The sequence below is a fragment of the Kitasatospora sp. NPDC088134 genome (assembly GCF_044741705.1).
Lineage (GTDB): Bacteria > Actinomycetota > Actinomycetes > Streptomycetales > Streptomycetaceae > Kitasatospora.
In genome coordinates, this window is the sequence record NZ_JBIUTD010000003.1 from 17480 (window position 1) to 42631 (window position 25152).

The 25152-nt window shown below is 73.0% G+C and carries 18 protein-coding genes; 5 read left to right on the forward strand and 13 right to left on the reverse strand.

Annotated features, from left to right (window positions below):
* Positions 1-13: 13 nt before the first annotated feature.
* Together pglW and glnA are read right to left on the reverse strand one after the other, a co-directional pair.
* Complete coding sequence (pglW, locus tag ACIOHG_RS05910; protein WP_400946668.1) at positions 14-4684, reverse strand: BREX system serine/threonine kinase PglW; 4671 nt, start codon at positions 4682-4684, stop codon at positions 14-16.
* A 1202-nt stretch (positions 4685-5886) separates the two neighbouring features.
* Positions 5887-7299, reverse strand: a complete 1413-nt coding sequence (gene glnA, locus ACIOHG_RS05915; protein ID WP_400945812.1) for a type I glutamate--ammonia ligase — start codon at positions 7297-7299, stop codon at positions 5887-5889.
* Between the two features lie 333 nt (positions 7300-7632).
* On the opposite strand from glnA, the gene ACIOHG_RS05920 reads away from it, so the two are divergent.
* On the forward strand, positions 7633-8100 hold the full coding sequence (locus tag ACIOHG_RS05920) for an RDD family protein (protein ID WP_400945814.1): 468 nt from the start codon (positions 7633-7635) through the stop codon (positions 8098-8100).
* A 148-nt stretch (positions 8101-8248) separates the two neighbouring features.
* Here the strand turns inward: ACIOHG_RS05920 and ACIOHG_RS05925 are convergent, their stop codons facing one another.
* The 7 genes from ACIOHG_RS05925 to ACIOHG_RS05955 form a co-directional block, all read right to left on the reverse strand.
* Positions 8249-8935, reverse strand: a complete 687-nt coding sequence (locus ACIOHG_RS05925; RefSeq protein ID WP_400945816.1) for a DUF4191 domain-containing protein — start codon at positions 8933-8935, stop codon at positions 8249-8251.
* Positions 8936-9044: 109 nt separating this feature from the next.
* The gene (locus ACIOHG_RS05930; protein WP_400945819.1) at positions 9045-9209 is read right to left on the reverse strand and encodes a hypothetical protein; all 165 of its coding nucleotides are present in this window, start codon (positions 9207-9209) and stop codon (positions 9045-9047) included.
* Positions 9210-9407: 198 nt separating this feature from the next.
* Positions 9408-10364: a lipoyl synthase gene (lipA, locus tag ACIOHG_RS05935; protein ID WP_400945821.1), complete on the reverse strand. Its 957-nt coding sequence runs from the start codon at positions 10362-10364 to the stop codon at positions 9408-9410.
* Between the two features lie 159 nt (positions 10365-10523).
* Complete coding sequence (gene lipB, locus ACIOHG_RS05940) at positions 10524-11324, reverse strand: lipoyl(octanoyl) transferase LipB (protein WP_400945823.1); 801 nt, start codon at positions 11322-11324, stop codon at positions 10524-10526.
* Positions 11325-11420: 96 nt separating this feature from the next.
* Positions 11421-13421 (reverse strand): helix-turn-helix domain-containing protein, encoded by a 2001-nt coding sequence (locus tag ACIOHG_RS05945; protein ID WP_400945825.1) that lies wholly within the window; start codon positions 13419-13421, stop codon positions 11421-11423.
* A 126-nt stretch (positions 13422-13547) separates the two neighbouring features.
* A complete protein-coding gene (locus tag ACIOHG_RS05950) occupies positions 13548-14903 on the reverse strand; it encodes an MFS transporter (RefSeq protein WP_400945828.1) in 1356 nt (451 codons plus the stop codon).
* A 47-nt stretch (positions 14904-14950) separates the two neighbouring features.
* Complete coding sequence (locus ACIOHG_RS05955; protein ID WP_400945830.1) at positions 14951-15724, reverse strand: 3-hydroxybutyrate dehydrogenase; 774 nt, start codon at positions 15722-15724, stop codon at positions 14951-14953.
* Between the two features lie 298 nt (positions 15725-16022).
* Here ACIOHG_RS05955 and ACIOHG_RS05960 point away from each other — a divergent pair, with 298 nt between their 5' ends.
* The gene (locus ACIOHG_RS05960; RefSeq protein WP_400945832.1) at positions 16023-17636 is read left to right on the forward strand and encodes a regulator; all 1614 of its coding nucleotides are present in this window, start codon (positions 16023-16025) and stop codon (positions 17634-17636) included.
* 74 nt (positions 17637-17710) lie between these two features.
* Entirely contained in the window at positions 17711-18151 is a 441-nt protein-coding gene (locus tag ACIOHG_RS05965) for a hypothetical protein (RefSeq protein WP_400945834.1), read from the forward strand.
* Positions 18152-18368: 217 nt separating this feature from the next.
* Here the strand turns inward: ACIOHG_RS05965 and ACIOHG_RS05970 are convergent, their stop codons facing one another.
* Positions 18369-19682 carry an NAD(P)/FAD-dependent oxidoreductase gene (locus tag ACIOHG_RS05970; protein WP_400945837.1) on the reverse strand — a complete coding sequence of 438 codons (1314 nt, stop codon included), beginning with the start codon at positions 19680-19682 and terminating at the stop codon, positions 18369-18371.
* A 347-nt stretch (positions 19683-20029) separates the two neighbouring features.
* Entirely contained in the window at positions 20030-20950 is a 921-nt protein-coding gene (locus tag ACIOHG_RS05975; protein ID WP_400945840.1) for a TIGR01777 family oxidoreductase, read from the reverse strand.
* A 132-nt stretch (positions 20951-21082) separates the two neighbouring features.
* Between ACIOHG_RS05975 and ACIOHG_RS05980 the strand changes: the two genes are divergently transcribed.
* Positions 21083-21646: a GNAT family N-acetyltransferase gene (locus ACIOHG_RS05980; RefSeq protein WP_400945843.1), complete on the forward strand. Its 564-nt coding sequence runs from the start codon at positions 21083-21085 to the stop codon at positions 21644-21646.
* 87 nt (positions 21647-21733) lie between these two features.
* Positions 21734-22645, forward strand: coding sequence for a DUF2510 domain-containing protein (locus ACIOHG_RS05985; protein ID WP_400945845.1), 912 nt, complete (start codon positions 21734-21736; stop codon positions 22643-22645).
* Positions 22646-22733: 88 nt separating this feature from the next.
* On the opposite strand, the gene ACIOHG_RS05990 is transcribed toward ACIOHG_RS05985, so the two are convergent.
* Positions 22734-23249: a DUF4240 domain-containing protein gene (locus tag ACIOHG_RS05990; RefSeq protein ID WP_400945847.1), complete on the reverse strand. Its 516-nt coding sequence runs from the start codon at positions 23247-23249 to the stop codon at positions 22734-22736.
* A gap of 120 nt (positions 23250-23369) precedes the next feature.
* Positions 23370-25151, reverse strand: a complete 1782-nt coding sequence (sucB, locus tag ACIOHG_RS05995; RefSeq protein ID WP_400945848.1) for a 2-oxoglutarate dehydrogenase, E2 component, dihydrolipoamide succinyltransferase — start codon at positions 25149-25151, stop codon at positions 23370-23372.
* Position 25152: the final 1 nt, after the last annotated feature.

Sequence of the window (25152 nt, forward strand, 5' to 3'; positions counted from 1 at the left end):
TGGCCGGCACCTTCTATTTGTTCACCCAAGCGTCGTTGAGCTTGACCCATTCGTTAAGGCCTGCCTGATATGGCACCACCGTCGCCCCGAAGTGCGGCGGTGCCGTGGCGTCCGACTGCGGACACAGCAGCCAGAGGCCGCGTCGGCCCTGCCGCGCCCGTTCGGCGAGCCGGTGTAGGACGCCCATTGCGTCGTACCGGGCGAAGACCGCCGCGTCGGTCACCAGCAACGGGCCCCTGTCTCCTGTTCGCACCAGCTCCGTGAGGCGTGCCTCGGCCGTGCCCCAAGCGGTGACCGCGTACTCGCCGAACTTCATCCGCGCAGTCGTTCCGGCCGGCGCGATGTCCGCACGCAGGATTGTCTCCCAGGTCGGTCTGGGACGAGGGTCCACCTGCTCATGCAGCGCGACCAGGAAGAAGCTCGCCGCCGACACCGGCTCGACGCCGTACTCCCGCACGAGTGCTTCCCGCGCTGCGCCTGCCACCTCTGTACGGACGGTCAGCACTCTGAACCCATCGCGCTCCCGAGCGTCCGCGAGCTGCTGGTCGGCGCGGGCCTGCAAGCGCTCCTCAGGATTGTCGGAGTAAAGCTGCGTCGTCGCCGGCCTGGACGAGCTGCGACCGGAGCCGCGCCCGGGGACCACGGTCATGAACGTCGCCCCGGTGGTCCTGCCGTCCATGGGGCGAGGGATGTAGCGCTCCTGGCGGCTTCCTTCGCGAACGCCCAGCACGAGGTCGAATCCAGCCTCCGCCAGCGCCCGTGACAGCGCGCCGCCCTCCGGTAGCTCCGCTGTCAACTCCGGGAAGCGTGCCCGTACATGCCTGTGGACGTCCGCCGCGGTGAGCCCCGGCTGTAGTTCGGCCGGCAGATCTGGTACCCATCGCACCACGCCGGCCTGGGTAATCCGCAGAGCACGCACCAGGGACAGGTCGCGCGGATAGATCTCCAGACGAGGTGTCGCCGCCGCCCGCTGAGAAGCAGCAGCTGCCAACATCACCATCCGGCGCTCGTCCCACTCAGGCACATTGCCGCTCGGTTGGGCGACGGCTGACAGTTCTGTCAGTACTGTCCCCGAAGTCGGCAGTGTCTCCGAGCGGGCCAGTCGGTCGGCGACCTTGCCGAGTCGTGCCGCGTAGTCCAAGAGCCCGGGGGCGGACGGGGTATCGGGCGCGTCGACGGCCTCGCGGTATTCCAGCGCCAGCAGCCCCGCGCCAAGGACGTCATCGGCCGCGTCCCGGTTCGCCAGGTGAGCAATCGCCTTGTCGTCCCGCTTCAGCTGGTCGATCTCCACCGCGACCCGGACCGCTGCGAGCGCCAGGGCCCGGCGATGCCGCTTGTCCTGCAGTTGGGTGCCGCGCCGTACGGCGAGAGCATCCGCGATCTCCACCGCAGAAGCGACTCGCCCCAGGCTGGCGAGTAGCTCGATGACCTCGGCCCGGAGCTGCTCGATCGCCGGGTGCTTGGCCCAGCGGCGGCGCTGCTCGGAGACGATCTGCGCGACCCGGCCCTGGGTGATGCCGACCTGCTGGTAGAAGTCGCTCTGCCGAGGCCACGCATGACCACCGGGCAATTCGCCGTTCTCGCCTGGCAGGCGCAGCAGCAGGCGCACCGTGTCTACCGTGTTGCGATTACTGCCTTGCTTGTTCAGCTCGGGGACGAACAGCGTCGCCAGAATGTCCAGGCTGAAGCGACGCAGGGTCGGCGCCGAGAACGCCGAGGGATCGGCTCCGGATGTGACGGCGAGCCGCGCGACCTCCGCCTCCAACTCGCTGAGCTCAGCGCCCGCAGCCTCCCGCCCCTCCGCGCCCAGCGGTGCGGCCGGCTGCTGGGCAAGGGCGAGACGCCACTGCTTCATCCGGTCCTGCAGCTCACGGCGGGTCTTGGCACCCAGGCCCGGCTTGTTCACCAAACCACGTTGGCTGAGGTCGAGCAGATCCTGCACGGTCGTCAGACCGAGGCCGTGAACGAAGGAGACCGCAGCCGGGCTGAGGCCGGAAAGGTCGAGCAGGGTCCCGGAGGTGACCTGCGCTGCGAGCGCGTTGCGATGATCCGAGACGCTCTCCGGCTCGGCCTCCGTGACCGCTCTCTCGGCAGAGGTGTCCCCTTCGGCGACAGTCTGCTGCTCCGGACCGGTCGGGGCAGACGGGTCGGCGTGGCGAGTGCGGCTGGAAGGCCGGACTTCATCCAGTGCCAGAAAGATTCGCTTCCACGCGTCCCGCATCGGCTTCAGGTCGCTGAATCGCTTGGCGACGTCCCGATGGAGCGCCTGCGCGAAGAACGCGATCAGCGCATCCCGGATCTGCGGGTCGAAGGCGTCGGCTGCCACCCGGGCGGTCGGGAAGGCGACCGGATCGGTCTGTCTGGGCAGGGCACGGCCGTCGCCCCAGACGGGCAGCTCGGCAGACGCCATCTCGTGCAGAGTCACAGCGACGGCATAGCGCTCCGCGTGTGCGTCGTAGACACTGCGAGTCAGCGTGCCGATGAAAGGGTCGAGATAGCCCTCTGTCCCGGCCTCGACCTCCTTGACGTCAAGATTGGCCAGCGAGAAGTCGATCAGCACCAGCTCGCGAGTGCGATTGGGACGCACCCGGATTGCGATGTTGTCCGGCTTGATGTCGCGATGCCAGACACCCTCGCCCTCCAGGAAGTCCACCGCGCCGAACAGGTAGTCACCGTAGGCGTCCAGCTGGTCGATCGTCAGCCGGCCCTGCTCACGCAGTTGCCGGGCGACAGTCTCCTGCTTGCTCTTACCTTCCAGAGCGGCACGCTCGTCACCGACGTACTCAAGGACCAGCACCGTCCGACCGCCGATCAGCACCGGCTCGGGCACCTTTAGGCGGATCACCCGGGAGTCCGGGCGCAGCAGGGACATGCTTTCAGCCTCGCGGCGCAGCACCGCAGCTCGGTTGTCCGAGAGCGCGATCTTCAGTACTGCGAGGCTACGGGTCTTGCCTTCCTCTTCCACTGTGAGGTCGCGGACGAGGAAAGCCCGACTGGTGGAGCCGGTGCCTATCCGGCGCAGCACCTCCCAACGTCCCGCCAGGACCTGCCCCGCCACGGCCTGGAGGGGGTCCGGCTCCGGTCCCGGCTCGGGCTTCGTGTGAGTCGGGACCGTGCCGGCGTCTGCCGCCGACTGCTCCTTGGCCTCATGTCCAGCACTACCCGCGTCCGCAGTTGGCTTGGTGATCGCTGACTCGACGTCCTCGAGCAACTCCAGGAACTCATCCACCGTTGCCAGTCGTCGCTGCGGGTCGTAGGCGGTGGCACAGTCGACCAGCAGATCGAGATCCTGTGGCACCCCGTCCTTGACGGCGCCGGGCCGCAGGCCTTCGTCCTGCTCCAGCTTCGCCTCCAGCTCCGCCTGGCTGGACGCAGGAGCCTGACCGGTGACCAGCAAGTAGGTGAGCACGCCCAAGCCATACACGTCGAGCGCGATCGGGTCGGCGTCACGGACCGTCAGCTCTGGTGCCAGGTAGGGGTCTGCCGCTTCGGAGAGGTGCTGGCCGAGGTGTGAGGCGCGGGTCGGCGCCAGACCGGCCCGCTCCAGCGCCGCTGTCCCGCCCTGGCTGGCGGAGCCCGAGCGCAGCGCGACTTGCCAGTCCGAGAGCTGAAGCCGGGGCGTCAGCCAGGCCGCGTCCTCGCTGGCGCCCGGCGTGCGCCGCACGGGGACGACGTGCACTGCCCGCGCGGAGAGCGTTCGGTGGTAGAGACGGTGGCTGTGGGCGGAGCGGACGGTCTCGGCGAGCTGTCGGACCAGTGCCACCCTGGCGGGCAGGCCGAGCTTCTCGCCGTACTGAGCCATGTACTCGTCCAGGCGCAGGGTCCGCTGATCATATTTGAAGATCAGCGCTGGGCCTGCCGAGTGGCCCGAAGCGTCGTACTGCGCCAGCTGGACAACACCGGGATGGCGGAAACCAGTGAGAACCGCGGCCTCGCGCCGGGCAGCTCGTTCCACCGACTCCTGGAGCGACTGGTCCGCGCCGCGCTCGCGCAGATAGATTCGGACCCGGGCGACCTCCTGAAGGTCGGTGTGGTGGCCCAGGTAGTCGGCCCAGGTGGGCCCACTGTCGAACGCCTTGCGGTCGAGCCGGTAGGGGCCAACTCGGTACTCCGCGTTGCTGCGGGCGATGCCGATGCGGGCCAGCAGCCGGGTGAGCTGGGCGGAGTCCACCCCCTTGATCCGGCCGGCCTCGTCGCGCGGCGGACGGGACAGATGCTCGACCAGCCCCTTCACGTCAAAGACCCCGTTGCGATCATGGGACGGGAGGCGCACATCAAGGGCGTTGTCGGTAAAGCAGACGGCCTCGGAGACCCACCAGCGCTTGCGATCCTGCGGACCGGCGCTCTGGGAGAGCAGGCCCGCCAGTTCTTTGGCCTTCTTGCTGGCCAGATGCAGCGGGTTGCTGTGAGCGACCTGGCGGCCGCTCGGCTGAGTCTGCAGCCAGGTGCCGTTGCGAGACTCGACCGAGCCGTGCCAATCCTTGAGCTCGATCAGATGTACGCCGCCGGGCGTGACGACCAGCAGGTCGACCTCACGCACATGCCCACCGTTGGCGGTGAAGGTGAAGTTGGACCAGGCGCGCCACGGGTCTGCGTTCGGCAGCTGCCGGCGGATGGCACTCAGCCCGCGGCGCTCGTGCTCGAACTCGGAGTCGGTGACCGTCGTCCAGCGGCCATCCTCCATCACGCCTGCCTGCTCCTTCCGCCCAGCCGACCGTGGGCCTGCCGTCGGGCTTGTCCATCCTCCATCACGGCCACTGGGCCCAGCTTATCCTCCTCGAAGCTTCCCGAACTGGCGTAATCGAGCAGCTCAGCCATGCCAGCTGCTCGTCGCAGGGTCCCCAGTGCTGTCTGGCTCTCATGAGGGAGAGCACCCCGCAGGTGCGCGACCCGTTTCGGAGCGTCGGTGTCGAGTATCAGGACGTCGGTAACGTGGACGACGTCGTCCTGCTGCGCGGCATTCCGCTGCAGCTCAGGTACGCCGTGGACGGCTCCGCGCCAAGTCAAACGTGTGGCTTACCTCACCGAGCCCAGCCCAGCCCGGCCAGCGGCGATTCGGTCCTCAAGAAGATCGCCCTCGCGTAGCGGCAGCTGACTGCGGACGGTGACAGCGCTGACCTGGTCCTCACCGAGAGCCCCTGTCGACGCTGCGCTTCGACCTGGTGCAAACATGGCCCGCTGTCGGGAGTGCAACGGCCTGCTGATGGCCGTCACCGGCCTTCGCTACAACCGGGGGTGCCGTCGAGGAGGTGCCAGTTGGTCGCCAAGATGGTCCGCGAGGGTCGGCGCGAGCTCACACCGGACATGATCCGGGCGGCTGGTGCCGACTTGGCCTCAAGGCTGCCCTTCCGGCCTCACCATCGTCCATAGCCCTCAGCCGTGGGCCACCACCGACCGTTATGACAGTGCGGCGATCCCTGACGGGCGGGGTACCAGCTCGGTCAAGGCGACGAGTTCGCGGCGGTCACAGCTGTGGCCACCAAATCCCACCAAGGACCTACTCGACTACCCGTGCGACCAGAAACTGCCCGTCTCCAAGCTCCTCCGCTGCGCCCTGCCCTGTTCGGCCCCCCACCCCTCCTCGCGACGTCGCGAGTTCCTCGGCTGTCCCCTGCTGGAGCAGGTTGTCAGTGAGCACGACCACCCGGCGACTTGGCACAGCCACAGCCGACGGCTACTCACCGCTACGGAATGGCGAGGTGAGATGCACCGCTTGAGACCACCGAGGTCTGGGTCGAGATCGAACCCATTTCACTTCCATTTCACACCGCGAGCCGACCAGCACTCGGTGCCTGCACCAGCGTGCGCGTTTCCGCAGGTCAAAAAGGTGCTGACCTGCGGAAACGGTGAGAGATCGAACTGCGTTTCCGCAGGTCGGAAGAGTTCCTACAGGTCGTAGTAGAGCTCGAACTCGTACGGGTGGGGCCGGAGGGCGATGGGGGCGATCTCGGCGGTGCGCTTGTAGTCGATCCAGGTCTCGATCAGGTCGGTGGTGAAGACGCCGCCGGCCAGGAGGTATTCGTGGTCGGCCTCCAGGGCGTCGAGGACGGCGCCGAGGGAGGCGGGGACCTGGGGGACGGCGGCGTGCTCGTCGGGGGCCAACTCGTAGAGGTCCTTGTCGACGGGCTCAAGGGGTTCGATCTTGTTCTTGATGCCGTCGAGGCCGGCCATCAGCATCGCGGAGAAGGCCAGGTAGGGGTTGGAGGCCGGGTCGGGGGCGCGGAACTCGATGCGCTTGGCCTTGGCGTTGGAGCCGGTGATCGGGATGCGGATCGCGGCGGAGCGGTTGCGCTGCGAGTAGACCAGGTTGACGGGCGCCTCGAAGCCGGGCACCAGGCGGTGGTAGGAGTTCACCGACGGGTTGGTGAAGGCGAGCAGCGAGGGGGCGTGCTTGAGGATGCCGCCGATGTAGTAGCGGGCGGTGTCGGAGAGGCCCGCGTAGCCCTGCTCGTCGTAGAAGAGCGGGTTGCCGCCGGTCCACAGCGACTGGTGGACGTGCATGCCGGAGCCGTTGTCGCCGAAGATCGGCTTGGGCATGAAGGTCGCGGTCTTGCCGGCCCGCCAGGCAACGTTCTTGATGATGTACTTGAACAGCATCAGGTCGTCGGCGGCGTGCAGCAGGGTGTTGAACTTGTAGTTGATCTCGGCCTGTCCGGCGGTGCCGACCTCGTGGTGCTGGCGCTCCACCTCCAGCCCGGCCTTGGCCAGTTCGAGTGACATCTCGGCGCGCAGGTCGGCGAAGTGGTCGACCGGCGGGACGGGGAAGTAGCCGCCCTTGTACTTGACCTTGTAGCCGCGGGCGTCGCCCTCCGCGGAGCCGCTGTTCCAGGCGCCCGCCACCGAGTCGATGTGGTAGTAGGACGCGTTGGCGGAGGTGTCGAAGCGCACCGAGTCGAAGACGTAGAACTCGGCCTCGGGCCCGAAGTAGGCGGTGTCGGCGATGCCGGAGGAGGCCAGGTACGCCTCGGCCTTGCGGGCGACGTTGCGCGGGTCGCGGCTGTACGCCTCGCCGGTGATCGGGTCCTGGATGAAGAAGTTGATGTTGAGGTGCTTCTCGGTGCGGAACGGGTCCAGCCGGGCGGTGGCCAGGTCGGGCACCAGGGCCATGTCGGACTCGTGGATCGCCTGGAAGCCGCGGATCGAGGAGCCGTCGAACATCAGCGTCTCGGTCGGGTCGAAGGTCGCGGCCGGGACCGAGAAGTGCTGCAGCACGCCCGGCAGGTCGCAGAACCGGACATCGACGAACTTGACGTCGTTGTCCGCGATGTACTGCTTCACCTCGTCGGCGTTGGTGAACATCCGTACTCCTCCTCGGCGTGCACGATCTGAGTCTCCGTCAGGGGCGACGGAAGCCCCGGTGCAGGGGGCTCACGATAGGAACGGTCCGTTTCCGGTTCGTGACTCGCTTGTTTCCCACATGTTAACCGGCCTGCTCCGGTGGGCGGCATAGCGGTACGGTTCGGGGCAAATCCCCACCTCCGCCACGCCCCTGGCGGTCAAGTGGTCCAGACCACTCGGCACAGTCGGCCGCACCCGGTTCACCCCGAAGGGCTGTTACCCCGGCGCGCCGCGACCAAGCCCGCGACGGCCCCCGCACCCGGCCGGGCCCGTAAGCCCGGTTAGGGTGGATTCGTGGACACCAGAGAAGCACTCGGATCGTGGATCGACGGCCCGAAGGCGGCCGCCGAGAAGATGGGCGCCGACTTCGGCCACCGCGGCGAGCGCCTCGGCCTCCCGCGCACCGGCCCCGGCTCGATGGCCGGGCCCGGCCGCCGCCTCGGCGCGCTGTTCGTCGACGGCTGGCTGGTCAACCTGGTCGCCTACGGCCTGATCGCGGCCGGCGACGTGGGCTCCGCCAACATGTGGAGCCTCCCGCTGTTCTACGCCGTGACGGCGCTCTTCCTGGCCACCACCGGCACCACCGTCGGCAAGCGCCTGTTCGGCATGCGGGTGGTCCGGCTGGACGGCAGCCGCGCCACCATCCCGCAGGTGCTGCTGCGCACCCTGCTGCTCTGCCTGGTCGTCCCGGCCGTCGTCTGGGACCGCGACTCCCGCGGCCTGCACGACAAGGCCGTCGGCACCGTCGAGGTCCGGATCTGACCACCCGTCCCGAGCCGGACGTCGACCCGCACCCGGCCGGACGTCGACCCGTACCGGCCCAGACGTCGAACGGCCCCGTCCGCGGAGAGTGGTCTCCGCCGGCGGGGCCGTGGTGTCGTACGGGGGTGTCGTACGGGAAGGGGCGGGGCTAGCGGGGGCCGCCCTTGGGCATCCGGGCGCCCTTCGGCATCGGGCCCTTGGGGATCGGCGCCTTGGAGAGCAGGTCGCCGAGCGCGCGCAGCCGGTCGTTGGTCTCGGTGACCTGGGCGGCGGTGATCGAACGGGGCAGGCGCATCAGGTGGATCTGCAGCTTCTTCAGCGGGATCTCGCCCTCGCCGGTGCCCACCATGATGTCGTGCACCGGGATGTCGCCGACCACGCGGGACATCTTCTTCTTCTCGGACGCCAGCAGCGGCCGGACCCGGTTCGGGTTGCCCTCGCCGATCAGCGCGATGCCGGCCCGGCCGACCGCCCGGTAGACCGCGTCCTGGTTGCGGGTGACCGCGACCGGGGTCTGGTTCGAGCTCCAGCCGCGGCGGATGTTGCCCAGCACCGCGGCGACCGCGCCCGGCTGGCCCTCCATCTGCCCGAACGCGGCCCGCTCGGCCCGGCGGCCGAACACGATCGCGACCGCCAGCACGGCCACCACGAAACCGAGGATGCCCAGGTAGATCGGGTGGTCCAGCGCGAAGCCGATGGCGAGGAACACGCCGAAGGTCAGCAGGCCGACGCCGGCGATGATCAGGCCGATCTTGGGATCGGCCTTCTTGGTCATGACATATGCCTGGCGGATCTGCGCGAGCCGCCCAGGGGTATCGGATTTTTGCCTCGCCATACCGCTCATGGTACGTGGCGGCCCCCGCGATCATTCACGGCGGTGCCGGTTCGTGACCCTGGTCTTTCCCCGAGACCGACCGGGCGCGCACCCGCCGCCGGAGCACGGTTCAGGCGCTGCGCCCGGACACCCCGCCGGCCACCGGCCCGACCGGCTCGCGCTCGCCCGCCAACCGACGGTTCTCGCAGACCGCGGCCCAGGCGTTCCGCCGCGCCCCCCGGATCAACAACACGTGCTCGGCCCGCCGCAGCGCGCTCCGGATTCCCGTACGCATGACCACCAACTCCTCGACCCGGGTACCGCTCCAGCGTCCCGGACGCCCGTTACCGTACGGTGACCCGCCCGTCAATGCCACGTGAAACGTCCGGGGCGGACGCCCGTTGCCCCGGACGTGCGGCGGGGGCGGGCCCGTTCGGACCCACCCCCGCGGACCGGGCAGCCCTCGGACCCACCCCCGCGGACCGGGCGGCCCTCAGACCGCGGCCTGCTGCTCCCGGCGCTCCAGCGCCTGCCGGTACAGCCGGCCGGCCCGGTACGAGGAGCGCACCAGCGGGCCCGACATGACGCCGGCGAAGCCCAGCTCCTCGGCCTCCTGCTGGAGTTCGACGAACTCCTGCGGCTTCACCCAGCGCTCCACCGGGTGGTGCCGCAGCGAGGGCCGCAGGTACTGGGTGATGGTGATCAGCTCGCAGCCGGCGTCGACCAGGTCGGACAGCGCCTCGCTGACCTCCTCGCGGGTCTCGCCCATGCCGAGGATCAGGTTGGACTTGGTGACCAGCCCGGCCGCCCGGGCCTGGGTGATGACGTCCAGCGAGCGCTCGTAGCGGAACGCCGGGCGGATCCGCTTGAAGATCCGCGGCACCGTCTCGACGTTGTGCGCCAGCACCTCGGGACGGGAGGAGAAGACCTCGGCCAGCTGCTCGGGGACGGCGTTGAAGTCCGGGATCAGCAGCTCGACGCCGGTGCGGCCGGCCTCCCGGGCGGCCGTCATCGCGTGCACCTGGCGGACCGTCTCGGCGTACAGCCAGGCGCCGCCGTCCGCCAGGTCGTCCCGGGCGACGCCGGTGATGGTGGCGTAGTTCAGGTCCATCGTGACGATGGACTCGGCGACCCGGCGCGGCTCGTCCCGGTCGAACTCGGCGGGCTTGCCGGTGTCGATCTGGCAGAAGTCGCAGCGGCGGGTGCACTGGTCGCCGCCGATCAGGAAGGTCGCCTCGCGGTCCTCCCAGCACTCGAAGATGTTGGGGCAGCCGGCCTCCTGGCAGACCGTGTGCAGCCCCTCCTTCTTCACCAGCGCATGCAGGGCGTTGTACTCCGGCCCCATCTTCGCCCTGGTCTTGATCCACTCCGGCTTCCGCTCGATGGGGGTCTCGCTGTTGCGGACCTCCAGGCGGAGGAGCTTCCTGCCGTCGGGTGCGACAGCGGACACGTGCGACTCCTAGAACTAGACGGGGTACCACTCAGGGTACGCCTGTGCTTCAACGGCCCGTTCCCGGCCCCTGGCCTTCGTTCGGAAGGCAACGCCCGGCGCGCCGCGCCGATTCCGCGCCGATTCCGTGACCGGCCCACCGCGACCGGCCGACCGCGGTCAACCCGCCGCGACGGGCTCCGGCAGCTCGGCGAACACCCCGGCCAGCGCCCGCTCCACCGGCCCGACCGCCTCGGCGACCGGGAACGGCCGGCCCAGCTCGCCGGCCAGCGAGGCCACCCCGGCGTCCCGGATGCCGCACGGCACGATCTTGTCGAAGTACGTCATGTCGGGGTCGCAGTTCAGCGCGAAGCCGTGCATGGTGACGCCGCGGGCGACCCGGACGCCGATCGCCGCCAGCTTCCGGTCGTCGCCGCGCTGGCCCGCGTTGGACGGCGCGTACTCGGGCCCGGCCAGCCGCGGGTCGATGCCCAGCGGCAGGCCCATCCGCAGGGTCAGCTTGCCGATCTCCACCACCTGGGACGGGTCGACCACCGCGCCGGGGATCTCCGCGCCCAGCTTCCACACCCCGCTGCGGCCCTCGACCCGGGTGGTGTCCACGCCGAACCCGGCGCAGGCCCGGATCAGCGCCTCCTCCAGGCGGCGCACGTACGCCACCACGTCGATCGGGTCCGGCAGCTTCACGATCGGGTAGCCGACCAGCTGGCCCGGCCCGTGCCAGGTGATCTCGCCGCCCCGGTTGACCTCCACCACCGGGGTGCCGTCCAGCGGCAGGTCCGCCGGGTTGGTGCGCTTGCCCATGGTGTACACCGGGTCGTGCTCCAGCAGCAGCACGGTGTCCGGTATTTCGTCCGCGACCCGCAGCGCGTGCAGCCGCTGCTGCTCCGCCCACGCCTCCTGGTAGGGGACGGTCCGCTCGCCGATCCCCATCCGCACGAACCGCACGTTCTCGCTCACCACACGCTCCCTGCCGCCGCCCACTGGCCCAACCTCGCCACTGTACGCCGACCGGCCGAACGCCCCGGCCGAACGCCCCGGCTGCCCGTCCGGCCCCGGCTAGCCCCCCGCCAGCAGCAGCAGCCGCAGCGCCAGTTGCAGCTCCAGCGCCCGCTCCGGCCAGCCCCAGTCCCGGCCGAGCAGCACCTCCACCCGGTCCAGGCGCTGCACCACCGTGTTCACGTGGACGTGCAGCTGGTCCTTGGCCCGGGTCAGGCTGCCGCCGCAGTCGAAGTAGGCGCGCAGGGTGCGGACCAGCTCGGTGCCGCGCTTGGCGTCGTAGTCCAGCAGCGGGCCGAGCACGGTGCGGACGAAGCCGTCCACGTCGTGGCCGTCGCCGAGCAGGACGCCGAGGAAGCCCAGGTCGGCGGCGCACGCCCCGTCGCCCTCCCGGCCGAGCACCCGCAGCGCCCGCACGCAGCGCACGCCCTCCGCCCAGGCGGCGGCCAGTGCGACCGGCCCGCCCGCGGCCCGCCCGGCGCCGACCGTGACGGGGGCGCCCGCCAGCCGGGCCAGCCGCTCGGCGGCCGCGGCGGCCACCTCGCCGTCGCCCGAGCCCCCGTTCGAGCCCCCGTTCGAGCCTCCGCCCGAGCTGCTGCCCGAGCCGGAACCCGCGCCGGAACCCGAGCCGGAACCCGAGCCGGAACCCGAGGCAGTCCCCGCCCCGTCGTGCGGGACGAGCAGCACCACGCCGTCGCCGAACTCGGCGCTGATGCCGCGCGAACCGAACAGGTAGCGGGCCGCGGCCCCGGCCAGCCGCTCCCGGGCGGCGGGGTCGGCGACCGCGGCGACCAGCACCAGGTGCGGCCGGTTCAGGTCGACGCCCAGCCGCCGCCCGCGCGCGGTCAGGCCCGCCGGGTCGCGGTCCGGCGCGGTCAGCAGGTCGGCGAGCAGCTCGCCGCGGACCCGGTTCTCGGTCTCCGCGACCGAGCGCCGCAGCAGCAGGAGCAGCGCCGTCACCACGCTCGCCCGCTCGAACACCCGCCGGTCGGCGTCGTCCAGTTCGGGCCGCCCGTGCAGCACCAGGGCGCCCAGCAGCTCCTGCCCGGCGAGCACCGCGCACACCCACTCCGCGCCGTGCCGGACCGCGTGGCCCTGGGCGCGGGAGGCGGCGACCGCCTCCGCCAGGCCGTCGGGGACGGCGCCGGGGCCGGTCAGCGGGCCGCCCTCGGCGTCGTGGACGGAGGCGGCGCCGTCCAGCAGCGCGGCCACCTCGGCGGCCACGTCGGCGACCTCCGCGCCGCGCAGCACCAGGTCGGTGAGCCGGTCGTGGGCCTGCTCGGCGCGCTGCACGGCCGCCGAGTGGGCCCGGATGACGCCGTTGGCGGCGGCCAGTTCGGCCAGCGCGTCCCGGGTGTCGGCCAGCGACTTGGCGGTGTCCAGGGCGATCGCGGCGTGCGCGGCCAGCGTGCACAGCAGCGCGACCTCGTCGGGGGAGAAGGCCCGCGGCGAGCGGTCGGCGGCGAACAGCACGCCGATCACGGTGCCGCCGAGCAGCAGCGGCACCCCGATGATCGCGACCAGGCCCTCGTCCAGCACGCCCGCGTCGATCTGGCCGGTGTGCCGGAAGCGCTCGTCGACCCGGTAGTCGTGGGTGGCGTAGGGGCGGGCGGTCTGCGCGACCAGGCCGCCGAGGCCGTCGCCGAGGCTGAGCCGCAGGGTCTGGAAGAGCGGCGACACCGAGCCGTCGGTGACCCGCATGTAGGTGTCGCCGGCCCGCTCGTCGGGGAGCGTCAGGTACGCGGTGTCGGTGCCGAGCAGCATCCGGGCCCGGCGGACGATGGCCTGCAGCACGGCGTCCAGGTCGCGGGAGGCGGCCAGGTCGCCCGCGGTGTCGAACAGCGCGGTCAACTCGGCCTCGCGTCTGCGGTGCTGACGCATCGTCCGGTGCACCCGCAGGGCCTGCCAGGTGGCGTCGTCGATCTCGCCCAGCACCTCGGCCGGCGCGCCCCGGCGGCGGGCGTCGGCGAGCACCTCGCCGAAGTCCTCGGTGGCGGCGCCGGTGGCCAGCAGGTCCAGCAGTCTGCGCAGCGCCGGCGCCGCGGTGGTGTGGCGGTCCATTCGGTCTTCCCTGTCACTCGTGCCCCCCGTTGCCCCCGCGGCTCCCCGGCCCGCCGCACGAACGGGCCGGGGCCGCGCCGCCGGACGGGCGTCCGGTGGCGCGGCCCACGATCCTGCCGGAAGTGCTCAGGCCGCGGTGGCCGCCTTCACGGAGTCCACCCCGGGGCCGGCGTCCGGCCCGGCCAGGTCGGCGCCGCGGGTCTCCCGGCCGCAGAGCACCGCGAACACGGTGATCACGGCGGCGATCGCCACGTACACGGCGATGGGGGTGGCGCTGCCGTAGTCCTTGAGCAGCGCGGTGGCGATCAGCGGGGCGGGCGCGCCGGCCGCGACCGAGGAGAACTGGGCGCCGATCGAGGCCCCGGAGTAGCGGGTCCGGGTGGCGAACAGTTCGGAGAAGAACGCCGCCTGCGGGGCGTACATCATGCTGTGGAAGACCAGGCCGACGGTGATCGCGGTGACCAGTGAGGTGAAGTCCGCGGTGTCGACCATCCGGAAGAAGACGAAGGCCCAGACGCCGACCCCGACCGCGCCGACCAGGTAGACCGGCTTCCGGCCGATCCGGTCGGAGAGCGCCCCGAACAGCGGGATCAGCGCGAACTGGACCGCCGAGCCGATCAGCACCGCGTTCAGCGCGGTCTGCTTGGGCAGGTGGGCATGGCCCACGGCGTACGCCAGCACGAAGGTGGTCATCACGTAGTACGAGATGTTCTCCGCCATCCGGGCGCCCATCGCCACCAGCACGTCCCGCCAGCTGTCCCGCAGCACCGCCAGCAGCGGCGGGGTCTCCTTCACCGTGCGCCGCTCGGCGGCCGCCAGCGCCGCCTTGAACAGCGGCGACTCGTCCACTGCGAGCCGGATCCACAGGCCGACCGCGACCAGCACCGCGGACAGCAGGAACGGCACCCGCCAGCCCCAGTCCAGGAACGCGGCGTCCGACTGGACGGCCGTCATCAGCGACAGCACGCCCGCCGCCAGCAGGTTCCCGGCCGGCGCGCCGCCCTGCGGCCAGGACGCCCAGAAGCCGCGCCGCTTCGGGTCGCCGTGCTCGGAGACCAGCAGCACCGCCCCGCCCCACTCGCCGCCCAGCGCGAAGCCCTGCACCAGCCGCAGGCCCGTCAGCATCACCGGGGCGGCCACCCCGGCCTGGTCGTACGTCGGCAGGCAGCCGATCAGCGTGGTCGCCCCGCCCATCAGCAGCAGGCTCAGCACCAGCAGCTTCTTGCGGCCGATCCGGTCGCCGAAGTGCCCGAACACCAGGGCGCCCAGCGGTCGGGCGGCGAACCCGATGGCGTAGGTCAGGAAGGACAGCAGGGTGCCGGTCAGCGGATCGGCCTTCGGGAAGAACACGTGCCCGAAGACCAGCGCCGCGGCCGAGCCGTAGAGGAAGTAGTCGTACCACTCGACGGTGGTGCCGATCAGCGAGGCGGCGACCACCCTGGGCAGGGAGCCGGTTCTCGCGACGTCGGGAGAGGCAGCCATGGGGGAATCCCTTGCGGACGTAGGGGCGGGACGGGGGCGTACGGGGGTCAGTGGGCGGTCCAGCCGCCGTCCACCGGCAGGCTCGCGCCGGTGATGTACGAGGCGCCGGGGGAGCACAGCCAGAGGGCGAGCTGCGCCACCTCCGCGGGCTCGATCAGCCGCTTCACGGCGGTCCGGTCGAGCATGATCCGCTCCACCACCTCGTCCTCGTGGATGCCGTGCGCCAGCGCCTGCGCGGCGATCTGACGCTCCACCAGGGCGGTGCGCACGTAGGCCGGGTTGATGCAGTTGCTGGTCACCCCGTACGGGGCGCCCTCCAGGGCCACCGTCTTGCTCAGGCCCTCCAGGGCGTGCTTGGCCGTCACGTACGCCGACTTGAAGGCGCTGGCCCGCAGGCCGTGCACCGAGGACACGTTGACCACCCGGCCCCAGTCCTGCGCGTACATGTGCGGCAGGGTGCGGCGCAGGATGCGGAACGGGGCCTCCACCATCACCCGCTGGATCAGCGTGAACCGCTCCACCGGGAACTCGTGCACCGGCGCGACGTGCTGCAGGCCCGCGTTGTTGACCACGATGTCGGCGTCGGTCGGCAGCGCCTCCACCGCGTCCGGGTCGGACAGGTCGGCGACGTGCGCGACCCCGCCGATCCGCTCCGCCAGCTCCTCGGCGGGGCCGGCGGCCAGGTCGACCACGTACACGCGGGCGCCCGCCGCGGCGAACGCCTCCGCGCAGGCCCGGCCGATGCCGGAGGCGGCCCCCGTGACCAGCGCGGTCCGGCCGTGCAGCGAGAGCTGGGGGAGCGGGGCAGAAGAGGTGTCCATGGCCGAGAACGGTAGGAATTCGCGGCCCCGGCAACGATGTGGGCAGACACCACAGCAACCCGCCCGCGAGTGGTGCCGCACACCATGCATCCGGGGCGCGGGCAGCGGCCCCCGAAGCCAAACACGCCAGGCCCGTGCTTCCTCACAACGGGCGGGGCTGGTTCACCCGTTCGGTGGACGGAGGGTCCGAATCCACCCATAGCGTCCCAATGCTCGCTACATTCGCGCCGATTCCCGATCAGGGGGCGCCGCACCGGGCAGGAGGGGCCGGAACGGCGCCTGAGAGGTGTGGACTGCTATGCCCCAACGGCCCGTGATGGACAGCCCGGCGTACCGATCGCTCGACCCGCTCGACCCGCTCGACCCGCACCCGACCGGAGCGGCCGAGACCTCTCCGCACGCCGCCGGGCCGACCGGGCCCGCGGCCCCCGCCGGGCGCGCCCAGAACCCCCAACTCGCCGCGCTCATCGAGGAGTCCGGCTTCTCGCACGCCGGCCTGGCCCGCCGGGTCGACCAGCTCGGCCTGGAGCACGGCCTCGACCTGCGCTACGACAAGACCTCGGTCACCCGCTGGCTGCGCGGCCAACAGCCGCGCGGCGCGACCCCCGCACTGATCGCCGAGGTGTTCACCCGCCGCCTCGGCCGCCGCCTCACCGCCCAGGACGTCGGCCTGGACGCTTGCGCCCCGGTCTACGCCGGCCTCGAATTCGCCGAGACCCCGCAGGAGGCCGTCGACATCGTCGCCTCCATGTGGCGCAAGGACAACGGCCCCTACGCCGAACTCCGCAAGATCGCCTTCACCCCGGCCGGACTCGTCGTCCCCAGCCGCGACTGGCTGATCGGCCGCACCGACGAACGCGTCGCCCGGGACGGCAGCACCCTCACCCCCGAGGAACTGCGCGCCGCCCCGCAGGGCGCCCGGGTCCCCCCGCAGGCCCCGCGCCGGCACGCCGCCCCGACCGGCGCCGAACCCGCCCCCGAGACCCGGGAGGGCCGGCCGCCGGTCCGGGTCGGCCGCGGCGACATCGCCGCGATCCGCGCCGTCGGCGACCTGTTCCGCGCCCTCGACCACGCCTACGGCGGCGGCCACGCCCGGCAGGCCCTGGTCCGCTACCTGGAGAGCGAGGCCGAACCCATGCTCCGCGGCCGGTACGGCGAACAGATCGGCCGCGCGCTGTTCGGCGCCGTCGCCGACCTCACCCGGCTGGCCGGCTGGACGTCCTTCGACATCTCCGCGCACGGCCTCGCCCAGCGCTACTTCGTGCAGGCCCTGCGGCTCTCCCAGGCGGCCGGCGACCGGGTCCTCGGCGGCTTCGTCCTCACCACCATGAGCCAGCAGGCCGTCCACCTCGGCCACGCCCGCGAGGCCATCCAGCTCGCCCGGGTCGCCCAGCAGGGCGTCGGCACCACCGCCGTCCCCGTCGTCCAGGCCCTGATGCACGCCGCCGAGGCCCGCGGCCACGCCCTGGCCGGCGACGTCCGGGCCTGCACGACCGCCCTGGTGCGCTGCGAACGGGCCCTCGCCACCGCCCGCCCCGCCGACGAAGTCCCGTCCTGGGCCCGCTACTTCGACGACGCCCAACTCGCCGACGAGTTCGCCCACTGCTACCGCGACCTCCAGCAGTGGCGGCCCGCCGCCCAGCACGCCGAGAAGTCGCTCCGCCTCCGGGCCCCCGCGTACGCCCGCAGCCGCATCCTCTGCCGCCTGGTCCTCGCCTCCGCCCGCCTCGGCATGGGCGACGTGGACGAAGCCTGCTCGATGGCCACCGACAGCCTCCGGGCGGCCGGCGAGATGCGCTCCGCGCGCACCGTCGAGTACCTCCGCGACTTCCACCGCCGCCTCGCCCCCTACCGCACCACCCCCGCCGCCCGCGCCTTCGAGGAGGCCGCCCGCCAGGCCGGGGTGATCTGACCTCCTGCACCTCGGAGGGCGGCCGGCCCTCCGAGGTGTAGCGTTCTCCCACCGAAGACGGGGGGAGAAGAAGCGTGACGTCGGACAACAGCCCTGCGGTGGACCACTCCTGGCGCATCATGATGTACGTCCGGGTGGTCGCGGCGATCGGCGCCGCCGGCCTCCTCTGGGGAGCGGTGGCCGAGACGGCCCTCACGGGCGCCCATCTGCCGACGATCGGCCCGCTCCTCGGCGCGCTCGCGGCGACCGCCCTGGCCGGCGCGATCACCGTCCCGGTCGTCCTGCTGCCCCGTAAGGCCGCCACCAGCCCCTGGCTCTGCCCCCTCTACACCGCCGTCGCCGGAGTGACCTGCCTGGTCACGACCGTGACGATGGCCTGCGCGGGCGACTGCGCCGACCGGGGCGCGCTCTCCCTCTTCATCGGCCGCGCCGCCGTCCTCCCGCTCTCCGCCGCCCTCCTCCTCGCCCTCGCCGCGCACTGGGGCCTCCGCTCCCACCTCCGCCGCGACGCATAAGGCTCCGCCGGGCCACGGAGAGCGCTTAGGCAGATGCGGGGGAACAACCAGGGGCCCGGGGAACGGCGGTGCCGAGTGGCGGGCGTCCGACGGGCTGCGAGGCGCTACCCCGTTTCGGGCCGAAGGTCCTTTGGCCGACGCCCCGTAGCGCCCCACTGTGCCCCGGCCCATCGCCCCTCGGCCCCGCCGTTCCCCGGGCCCCTGAAAGCCCGACTGCTCACGCTGCCGCTTCTGCCACCCCCGGCACGGTGCGCAGACCGAGGTCCTTGAGGACCGCCCTCGCGGCCCGTCGGCCCGAGACGAGTGCGCCCTGCACCGTCCCGGTGTCCCGGTGGTCGCCGCAGACGTAGAGCCCGGCGAGCAGCCGGACCGAGCGGCGGAAGTGGTGCGGCGGCGGCATCGCGACCACCGCGTCGGGGACGTGACGGACGGTCAGGAACTCCCAGCCGGAGGTGGCGGTCCCGTACAGCTCGGCCAGCCGTCGCCGGACGGCGGGCTCGTCACCGGCCGGGCCGCCGGAGTCGAAGGCGCGGCGGCCGAGGACGGTGGTGGCGATCAGGGCGCGGCCGTCGGGAGCGTAGGAGGGATCGGCGTCGCTGAGCACCAGGGAGTGCGAGACGCCGCCGCGCTCGGCGTCCAGGAGCAGGACGGCCTCGCCCAGCGGGGAGCTCCCGGCGGCGTGGTAGTAGGTGGTGACGGGGTGGAAGGAGGGTTGCCGGAGGCCGGGGACCAGGGTGGAGGCGGTCGCGGCGTCGGTGGCGACCACCACCGCCCGGGCCCGGACCCGGCCGTGCGCGGCGGTCTCCACGCCGTCGGTGCCGACCGAGGTGACCTCGACGCCGAACCGGACGGTGCCCTCGGGGAGCCGGGCGGCCAACTGGGCGGGGACGGCCCCGATGCCGGCCGCCGGGAGACAGAGCCGACCGAGCGCGTAGGCACGCAGCACCAGGTCGGCGACCCGGCTGGAGGTGCCGAGGGCCGGGTCGGCGAGCAGCGCGACGAGCAGCGGACGGAGGAAGCCGTCGACGGTGCGGGCGGGCAGGCCGCGGTCGGCGAGCGCCCGGGCGGCGGTGGTCTCGGGGCGGGCCAGCAGCCGGTGCGCGGGGGTGGCGGCGATCCGGGACAGCGCGGAGGCGAGCCGCGCCTTGTCGAGGGGGGTGCCGAGCGGGCCGCGGGTGGCGGCCTGCCGGGCGGGGGTGAGCTGCGGGTCGCCGGCCCGGTAGGTGCGGCCGCCGCTGTGCACCAGGACGCCGGGGGAGAGCGGGCGCAGCTCCAGCCGGTCGAGGTCGAGGCGGCGGCCGAGCTCGGGATAGGCGGTGTTGAGCAGGTGGCCGCCGTGGTCGAGCCGGAAACCGTCGAGTTCCCGGGTGGCCATCCGGCCGCCGACGCGTTCGGTGGCCTCCAGGACCTGGACGTTCAGGCCCTGGGCGGTGAGCGCGACGGCGGCGGTCAGCCCGGCGACGCCGGCGCCGACGACCACCGCGTCGGGGTCGGCGGCGCGGGCGCGGCCGGTCAGGTCGTGTGCTGGCACGAGTGGGTGCTCCCTCCCTGGTGGAGCCCTCCGCGGCCGCCGCGCGCGGCAGCGTCCGGCCCGGGTGCGGGCGGGGCGGGTGCCGGGGCGGGCAGCGGGGGCCCAGGTCATGGTCCGCACTGGTGATGCCCCGTCACCCGGCGCTCCAGACCGGGAGGTGACGCCCAATCGGCCGATCCGGCGGAAGTGGCAACGCAGTGGTGCGGATCAATCACCCAGCGTTCCGCGCGCGGGCGGAACGGGCGCGCACCGTGACGACCCGCGCCCCGCGCGCCGTCCCGGTGCCCCCGTGCGCCCCCCTGACGTACCGTCAACCGCCGTACGTGGGAACCCCGGTTCCGCTACCGCTACCGCTCGCCGAGCGCCGCCGCGACGATCGCCGACACGTCCGGGTCGCGGAAGGCGAACCCGGCGTCCAGCAGGGCGCGCGGCAGCACCCGGTGGCTTCCCACCACCTCCACGGCCATCTCGCCGAGCGCCGTGCGCAGCGCCCACTCGGGCACCGCGAACACGGCGGGCCGGCCCAGCTGCCGGGCCAGCTCCTCGGTCAACTCCCGGTTGGTGACGGGTTCGGGGCCGGTCAGGTTGACGGGGCCGCTCACCGGGTGGTCGATCAGGAAGCGCAGCGCGGCGACCTCGTCGGCCAGCGAGATCAGGCTCCAGTACTGCCCGCCCCCGCCGAGCCGGCCGCCGAGGCCGAGCCGGAACAGCGGCAGCAGCCGGGCCCCGGCGCCGCCCGCGGCGTCCAGCACCAGGCCGGTGCGCGGGTGCACCACCCGGATGCCGGCCTGCTCGGCGGGCCGGGCCGCGGCCTCCCACTCCACGCAGACCTCGGCCAGGAAGTCGTCGCCCGCCGGGTCGCCCTCGTCGATCGGCCGGTCCCCGGTCTGCCCGTAGTAGCCGATCGCGGACGCGCTCACCAGCACCCGGGGCGGCTCGGCCAGCCGGGCCAGCGCGGCGGCCAGGGTCTCGGTCCCGAGCACCCGGCTGTCCCGGATCTCCCGCCGGTAGGCGTCGCTCCAGCGCCGCTCGGCGACGCCCGCACCCGCCAGGTGGACCACCGCCTCCACGCCCTCCAGTCCGGCGGCGTCGATCTGCATCAGGTACGGGTTCCAGCCGACCCCGACCGTCCCGTCCGGCTGCGGGCCGGTCCGCGACCGCTGCCGCACCAGCCGCACCACCTGGTGCCCGTCCGTCAGCAGGGAGTCCACCAGCGCGGACCCGATCAAACCCGTGGAGCCTGTCACCGCGATTCGCATACCGGCCATCCTCGCAGCCCTCACACCCGCACCGTCCGCGCCCCGCCCGGCAGTTCACCCCGCCCGCACCGTCCGCGCCCCGTTCGGCAGCTCGGCCCGCCCCGCGACATTCCGGCTCCGCCCGGCGGAGGAGCGCCTACCATGACCGCCATGCCGCTCACCGATCTGATCATCCGTCCGGCGTCCGCCTGGGACGAGCGGGCGATCCGGGCGATCGACCACGCCGTCTGGTCGCCGCTCAGCGAGGTCACCCCGCTCGGGCCCGAGGACGCCCCGCTCTTCGACCGGGAGCACACGCCCGAGCAGTACCTGCTGGCGCAGTCCGGCGCCCGGGTGCTGGGGTACGTCCGGCTGGTCCGGGAGATCCCGCTGGAGTCCAACGCGCACGTCCGGCAGATCCAGGGGCTCGGCGTGCTGCCCGAGGCCCGCGGGCTGGGCGTCGGCGACGCGCTGCTCACCGCCGTCTGCGCCGCCGCCCGCGCGGCCGGGGCCCGCCGGCTGACCCTCCGGGTGCTGGGCCACAACGCCCCGGCCCGCCGCCTCTACGAGCGCAACGGCTTCCGGGTGCTCGGGGTGCTGCCCGAGCACTTCCTGCTGGCGGGGAGCTACGTGGACGACGTCTGGATGGGCCGCTCCCTCGACGACCTGCCCGCCCCGGACGCCCAGGACGCTCCGGAGGTCCCGGGCGCCCCGGACGTCCCGTGAAGGTTCGTCAACACACCGCCGGGAGCTGCCGATTCGTGACCGCCGGGCGGCTCCCGGGCCCGCCCCGGGGGGCGGTACGGTAGCGCGGTGAGCACCCCGACGCCGCCCGGCTGGTACCCCGTTCCCGGCACCGGGCAGGAACGCTGGTGGAACGGCACCGCCTGGACGGACTCGTACCGCCCCGCGGGCCGGCTCAACGACGCCGTCACCCAGGCCTGGGACAACACCTCGCTGCGCTCGGCCGAGCCTGCTCCCGGGCCCGGGCCCGGCCCGGCCCCCGCGAACCCCTCCGGCGGCAGCGGCCGCGGCCTGGTGCTCGGCGCCACCGCCGCCGTCGCGGTGGTGGTGATCGGGGCGGTCGTCGCCGCGGTGTGGGCCCTGCAGCCGACCGGGGGCAAGAAGGCCGACCCGGCGCCGACGCTGACCGTCTCGGTCTCCAGCCCGGTCCCGAGCCCGAGCCCCAGCCGCTCGGCCCGCCCGGCCCCCTCGCCGACCCCGACCCGGAGCAGCATCCCGGACAGCAAGGTGACGCTGGCCGACAAGGCGCACGGCTGGGGCGTCCCGCTGGCGGACGGCTGGACCGCCGAGTCCGCCAACGACAAGTCCTCGGTGGTCGAGATCTACGGCCAGTACGCCTGCAGCCAGTCCCAGGACCTGTGCGTGCGCGGCCAGTTCGCGGTGGTCACCGCCCCGGTCCGGGCCGCCGACGCGAAGACCGCCGCCGAGCAGGAGATGGCGACCTTCGCGCCGAGCATCTTCGGCGAGCTGAAGTCGCACCGCGAGGAGTCGGCCGGCACCCTCACCATCGCCGACAGCAAGGGCTGGGCGATCCGCTGGTACGTCGAGCCGAAGAGCGGCTCGGCCGGCTACGTGGTGGTCGCGGCGGCCCCGGTGGACGACGGCTACGTCATCCTGCACGGCGGCGTGGACGACGACCCGAAGGCCCCGGACGCCTCCGTCCTCGACGACATCGTCCAGGGCGTCCGCAAGTCCTCCTGAGCGGGCGCCGCCGGGCACCCGGACGGCCGCCACCCGGACGGCTGCCGGGGTAAGGGGCAGCCGCCGGCAAGGGGCGGCCGACGGGCCGTCAGGCCCCGTACAGCTCCCACAGCCGCGGGTAGCGGAAGGCCATCACCGCGTCGTCCGCGAAGTCGAAGGAGACGCCCTGCGCGACCGGCGGCTGCCGCACCCCGAGGTCCGGCAGCGGTAGCCCGGTGAGCCGCTCGTACGCCTCGTCGGCGGCGTAGCCCAGCTCCTCGGCGTCCCCGTCCTCCTCGTCGTCGAAGTCCGGGACCAGCTCGGCCAGCGCGTCCGGGTCGTGCACGGCGCCCTCGAAGACGTCCCGGCCCTGGCCGATCAGCCAGCAGCGGAAGTAGTCGAAGGAGTCCTCGGAGGCTCCGCCGAGCAGCAGGTGGGCGGCGCCCCACAGCTCCACCGTGTAGGCCCGCTGGAACCGCGCCTCGAACTGCCGGGCGAAGTCCAGCACCTCGTCCGGGGTGAGCCGCAGCAGGCGCTCGACCAGCGCCTCCGCCTGCTCGTCCGGGTCGCCCGCGGCCGCGTCCCGGGCGTCGTCGATCAGCTGCCAGAATGCCGTCTCGTCCATCACCGCTCCAGCATCCACAATCGCCGCCGCCCGCGCACCCGCGCGGCCCCGGTCGGCACACGGTGACACGCGGGAGCCCCGCACCGTCGGGGACGGTGCGGGGCTCCCGGTGACGGACCGTCAGAGGCCGAGCTCGACCTCGAACTCGCCGGCCTCCAGGATCTCCTTGACCGCGACCAGGTAGCGGGCGGCGTCCGCGCCGTCCACCAGGCGGTGGTCGTAGGAGAGCGAGAGGTAGGTCATGTCGCGGATGCCGATGGCGGTGCCGCCGTCGGCCTCGATGACCACCGGGCGCTTCACGGTCGCGCCGATGCCCAGGATGGCGACCTGGTTCGGCGGGACGATGACGGTGTCGAACAGCGCACCGCGCGAACCGGTGTTGGAGATGGTGAAGGTCGCGCCGGACAGCTCGTCCGGGGTGATCTTGTTGGTGCGGACCTTCGAGGCCAGCTCCGCGGTCTTCTTCGAGATGCCGGCGATGTTGAGGTCGCCCGCACCCTTGATGACCGGGGTCATCAGACCCTTCTCGGAGTCCACCGCGATACCGATGTTCTCGGTGTCGAAGTAGGTGATGGTGCCCTCGGCCTCGTTGATCCGGGCGTTGACGACCGCGTGGGCCTTCAGCGCCTGGGCGGCGGCCTTCACGAAGAACGGCATCGGGGACAGCTTCACGCCCTCGCGGGCCAGGAAGGAGTCCTTCGCCCGGCCGCGCAGCGCCATGATCTTGGTGACGTCCACCTCGACCACGCTGGTCAGCTGGGCCTGCTCGTGCAGGGCCTTCAGCATGTTGTCGCCGATGACCTTGCGCATCCGGGTCATCTTGACGGTCTGGCCGCGCAGCTCGGACGGCGCGGCGGCCGCCTTCGCGGGGGCGGCGGCCGGAGCGGCGGCGACCGGGGCCGGCGCGGCCTTGGCGGCCTCGGCGGCGGCGATGACGTCCTGCTTGCGGATGCGGCCGCCGACGCCGGTGCCGGCGACGGAGCCCAGCGCGACGCCGTGCTCGGCGGCGAGCTTGCGCACCAGCGGGGTGACGTAGGCGTCACCCGAGTCCGCGGCCGGAGCGGCGGCGACCGGCGTGGCCGGAGCAGCCACCGGGGCCGGGGCGGCCGGAGCGACGGGGGCCGGGGCGGCGACCGGAGCCGGAGCGGCGGCCGCGGGGGCCTCCGCCACCGGAGCGACCGGAGCAGCCGGGGCCGGAGCGGCCACCGGAGCCGGAGCGGCGGGAGCGGCCGGGGCGGCAGCGGGAGCCGGCGCGGCGGCAGCGGCCGGAGCCGCGCCCGCGGCGCCGATCAGCGCGAGCTGGGCGCCGACCTCGGCGGTCTCGTCCTCGCCGACCAGGATCTTCACCAGGGTGCCCGCCACGGGGGAGGGGATCTCGGTATCGACCTTGTCGGTGGAGACCTCCAGCAGCGGCTCGTCGATCTCGACGGTGTCGCCCTCGGCCTTCAGCCAGCGGGTGACGGTGCCCTCGGTGACCGACTCGCCCAGCGCGGGCAGCAGCACCGGGGTGGCGTCGCCCGCCGGAGCGGCGGCGGCCGGCGCGGCGGCCGGAGCAGCCTCGGCGACCGGCGCGGGGGCCGCGGGGGCCTCCGCCACCGGGGCGGCCGGAGCGGCGGCGGGGGCGGCCTCGGCCGCGGGGGCCGGGGCGGCGGCGGGGGCGCCGGAACCGTCGTCGATGATCGCCAGCTCGGCGCCCACCTCGACGGTCTCGTCCTCGCCGACCTTGATCGAGGCCAGGATGCCGGAGGCCGGCGCCGGGATCTCGGTGTCGACCTTGTCGGTGGAGACCTCGAGCAGCGGCTCGTCGATCTCCACGCGCTCACCCTCGGCCTTCAGCCAGCGGGTGACGGTGCCTTCGGTCACGCTCTCGCCCAGCGCGGGCAGTGTTACTGAGACCGCCATG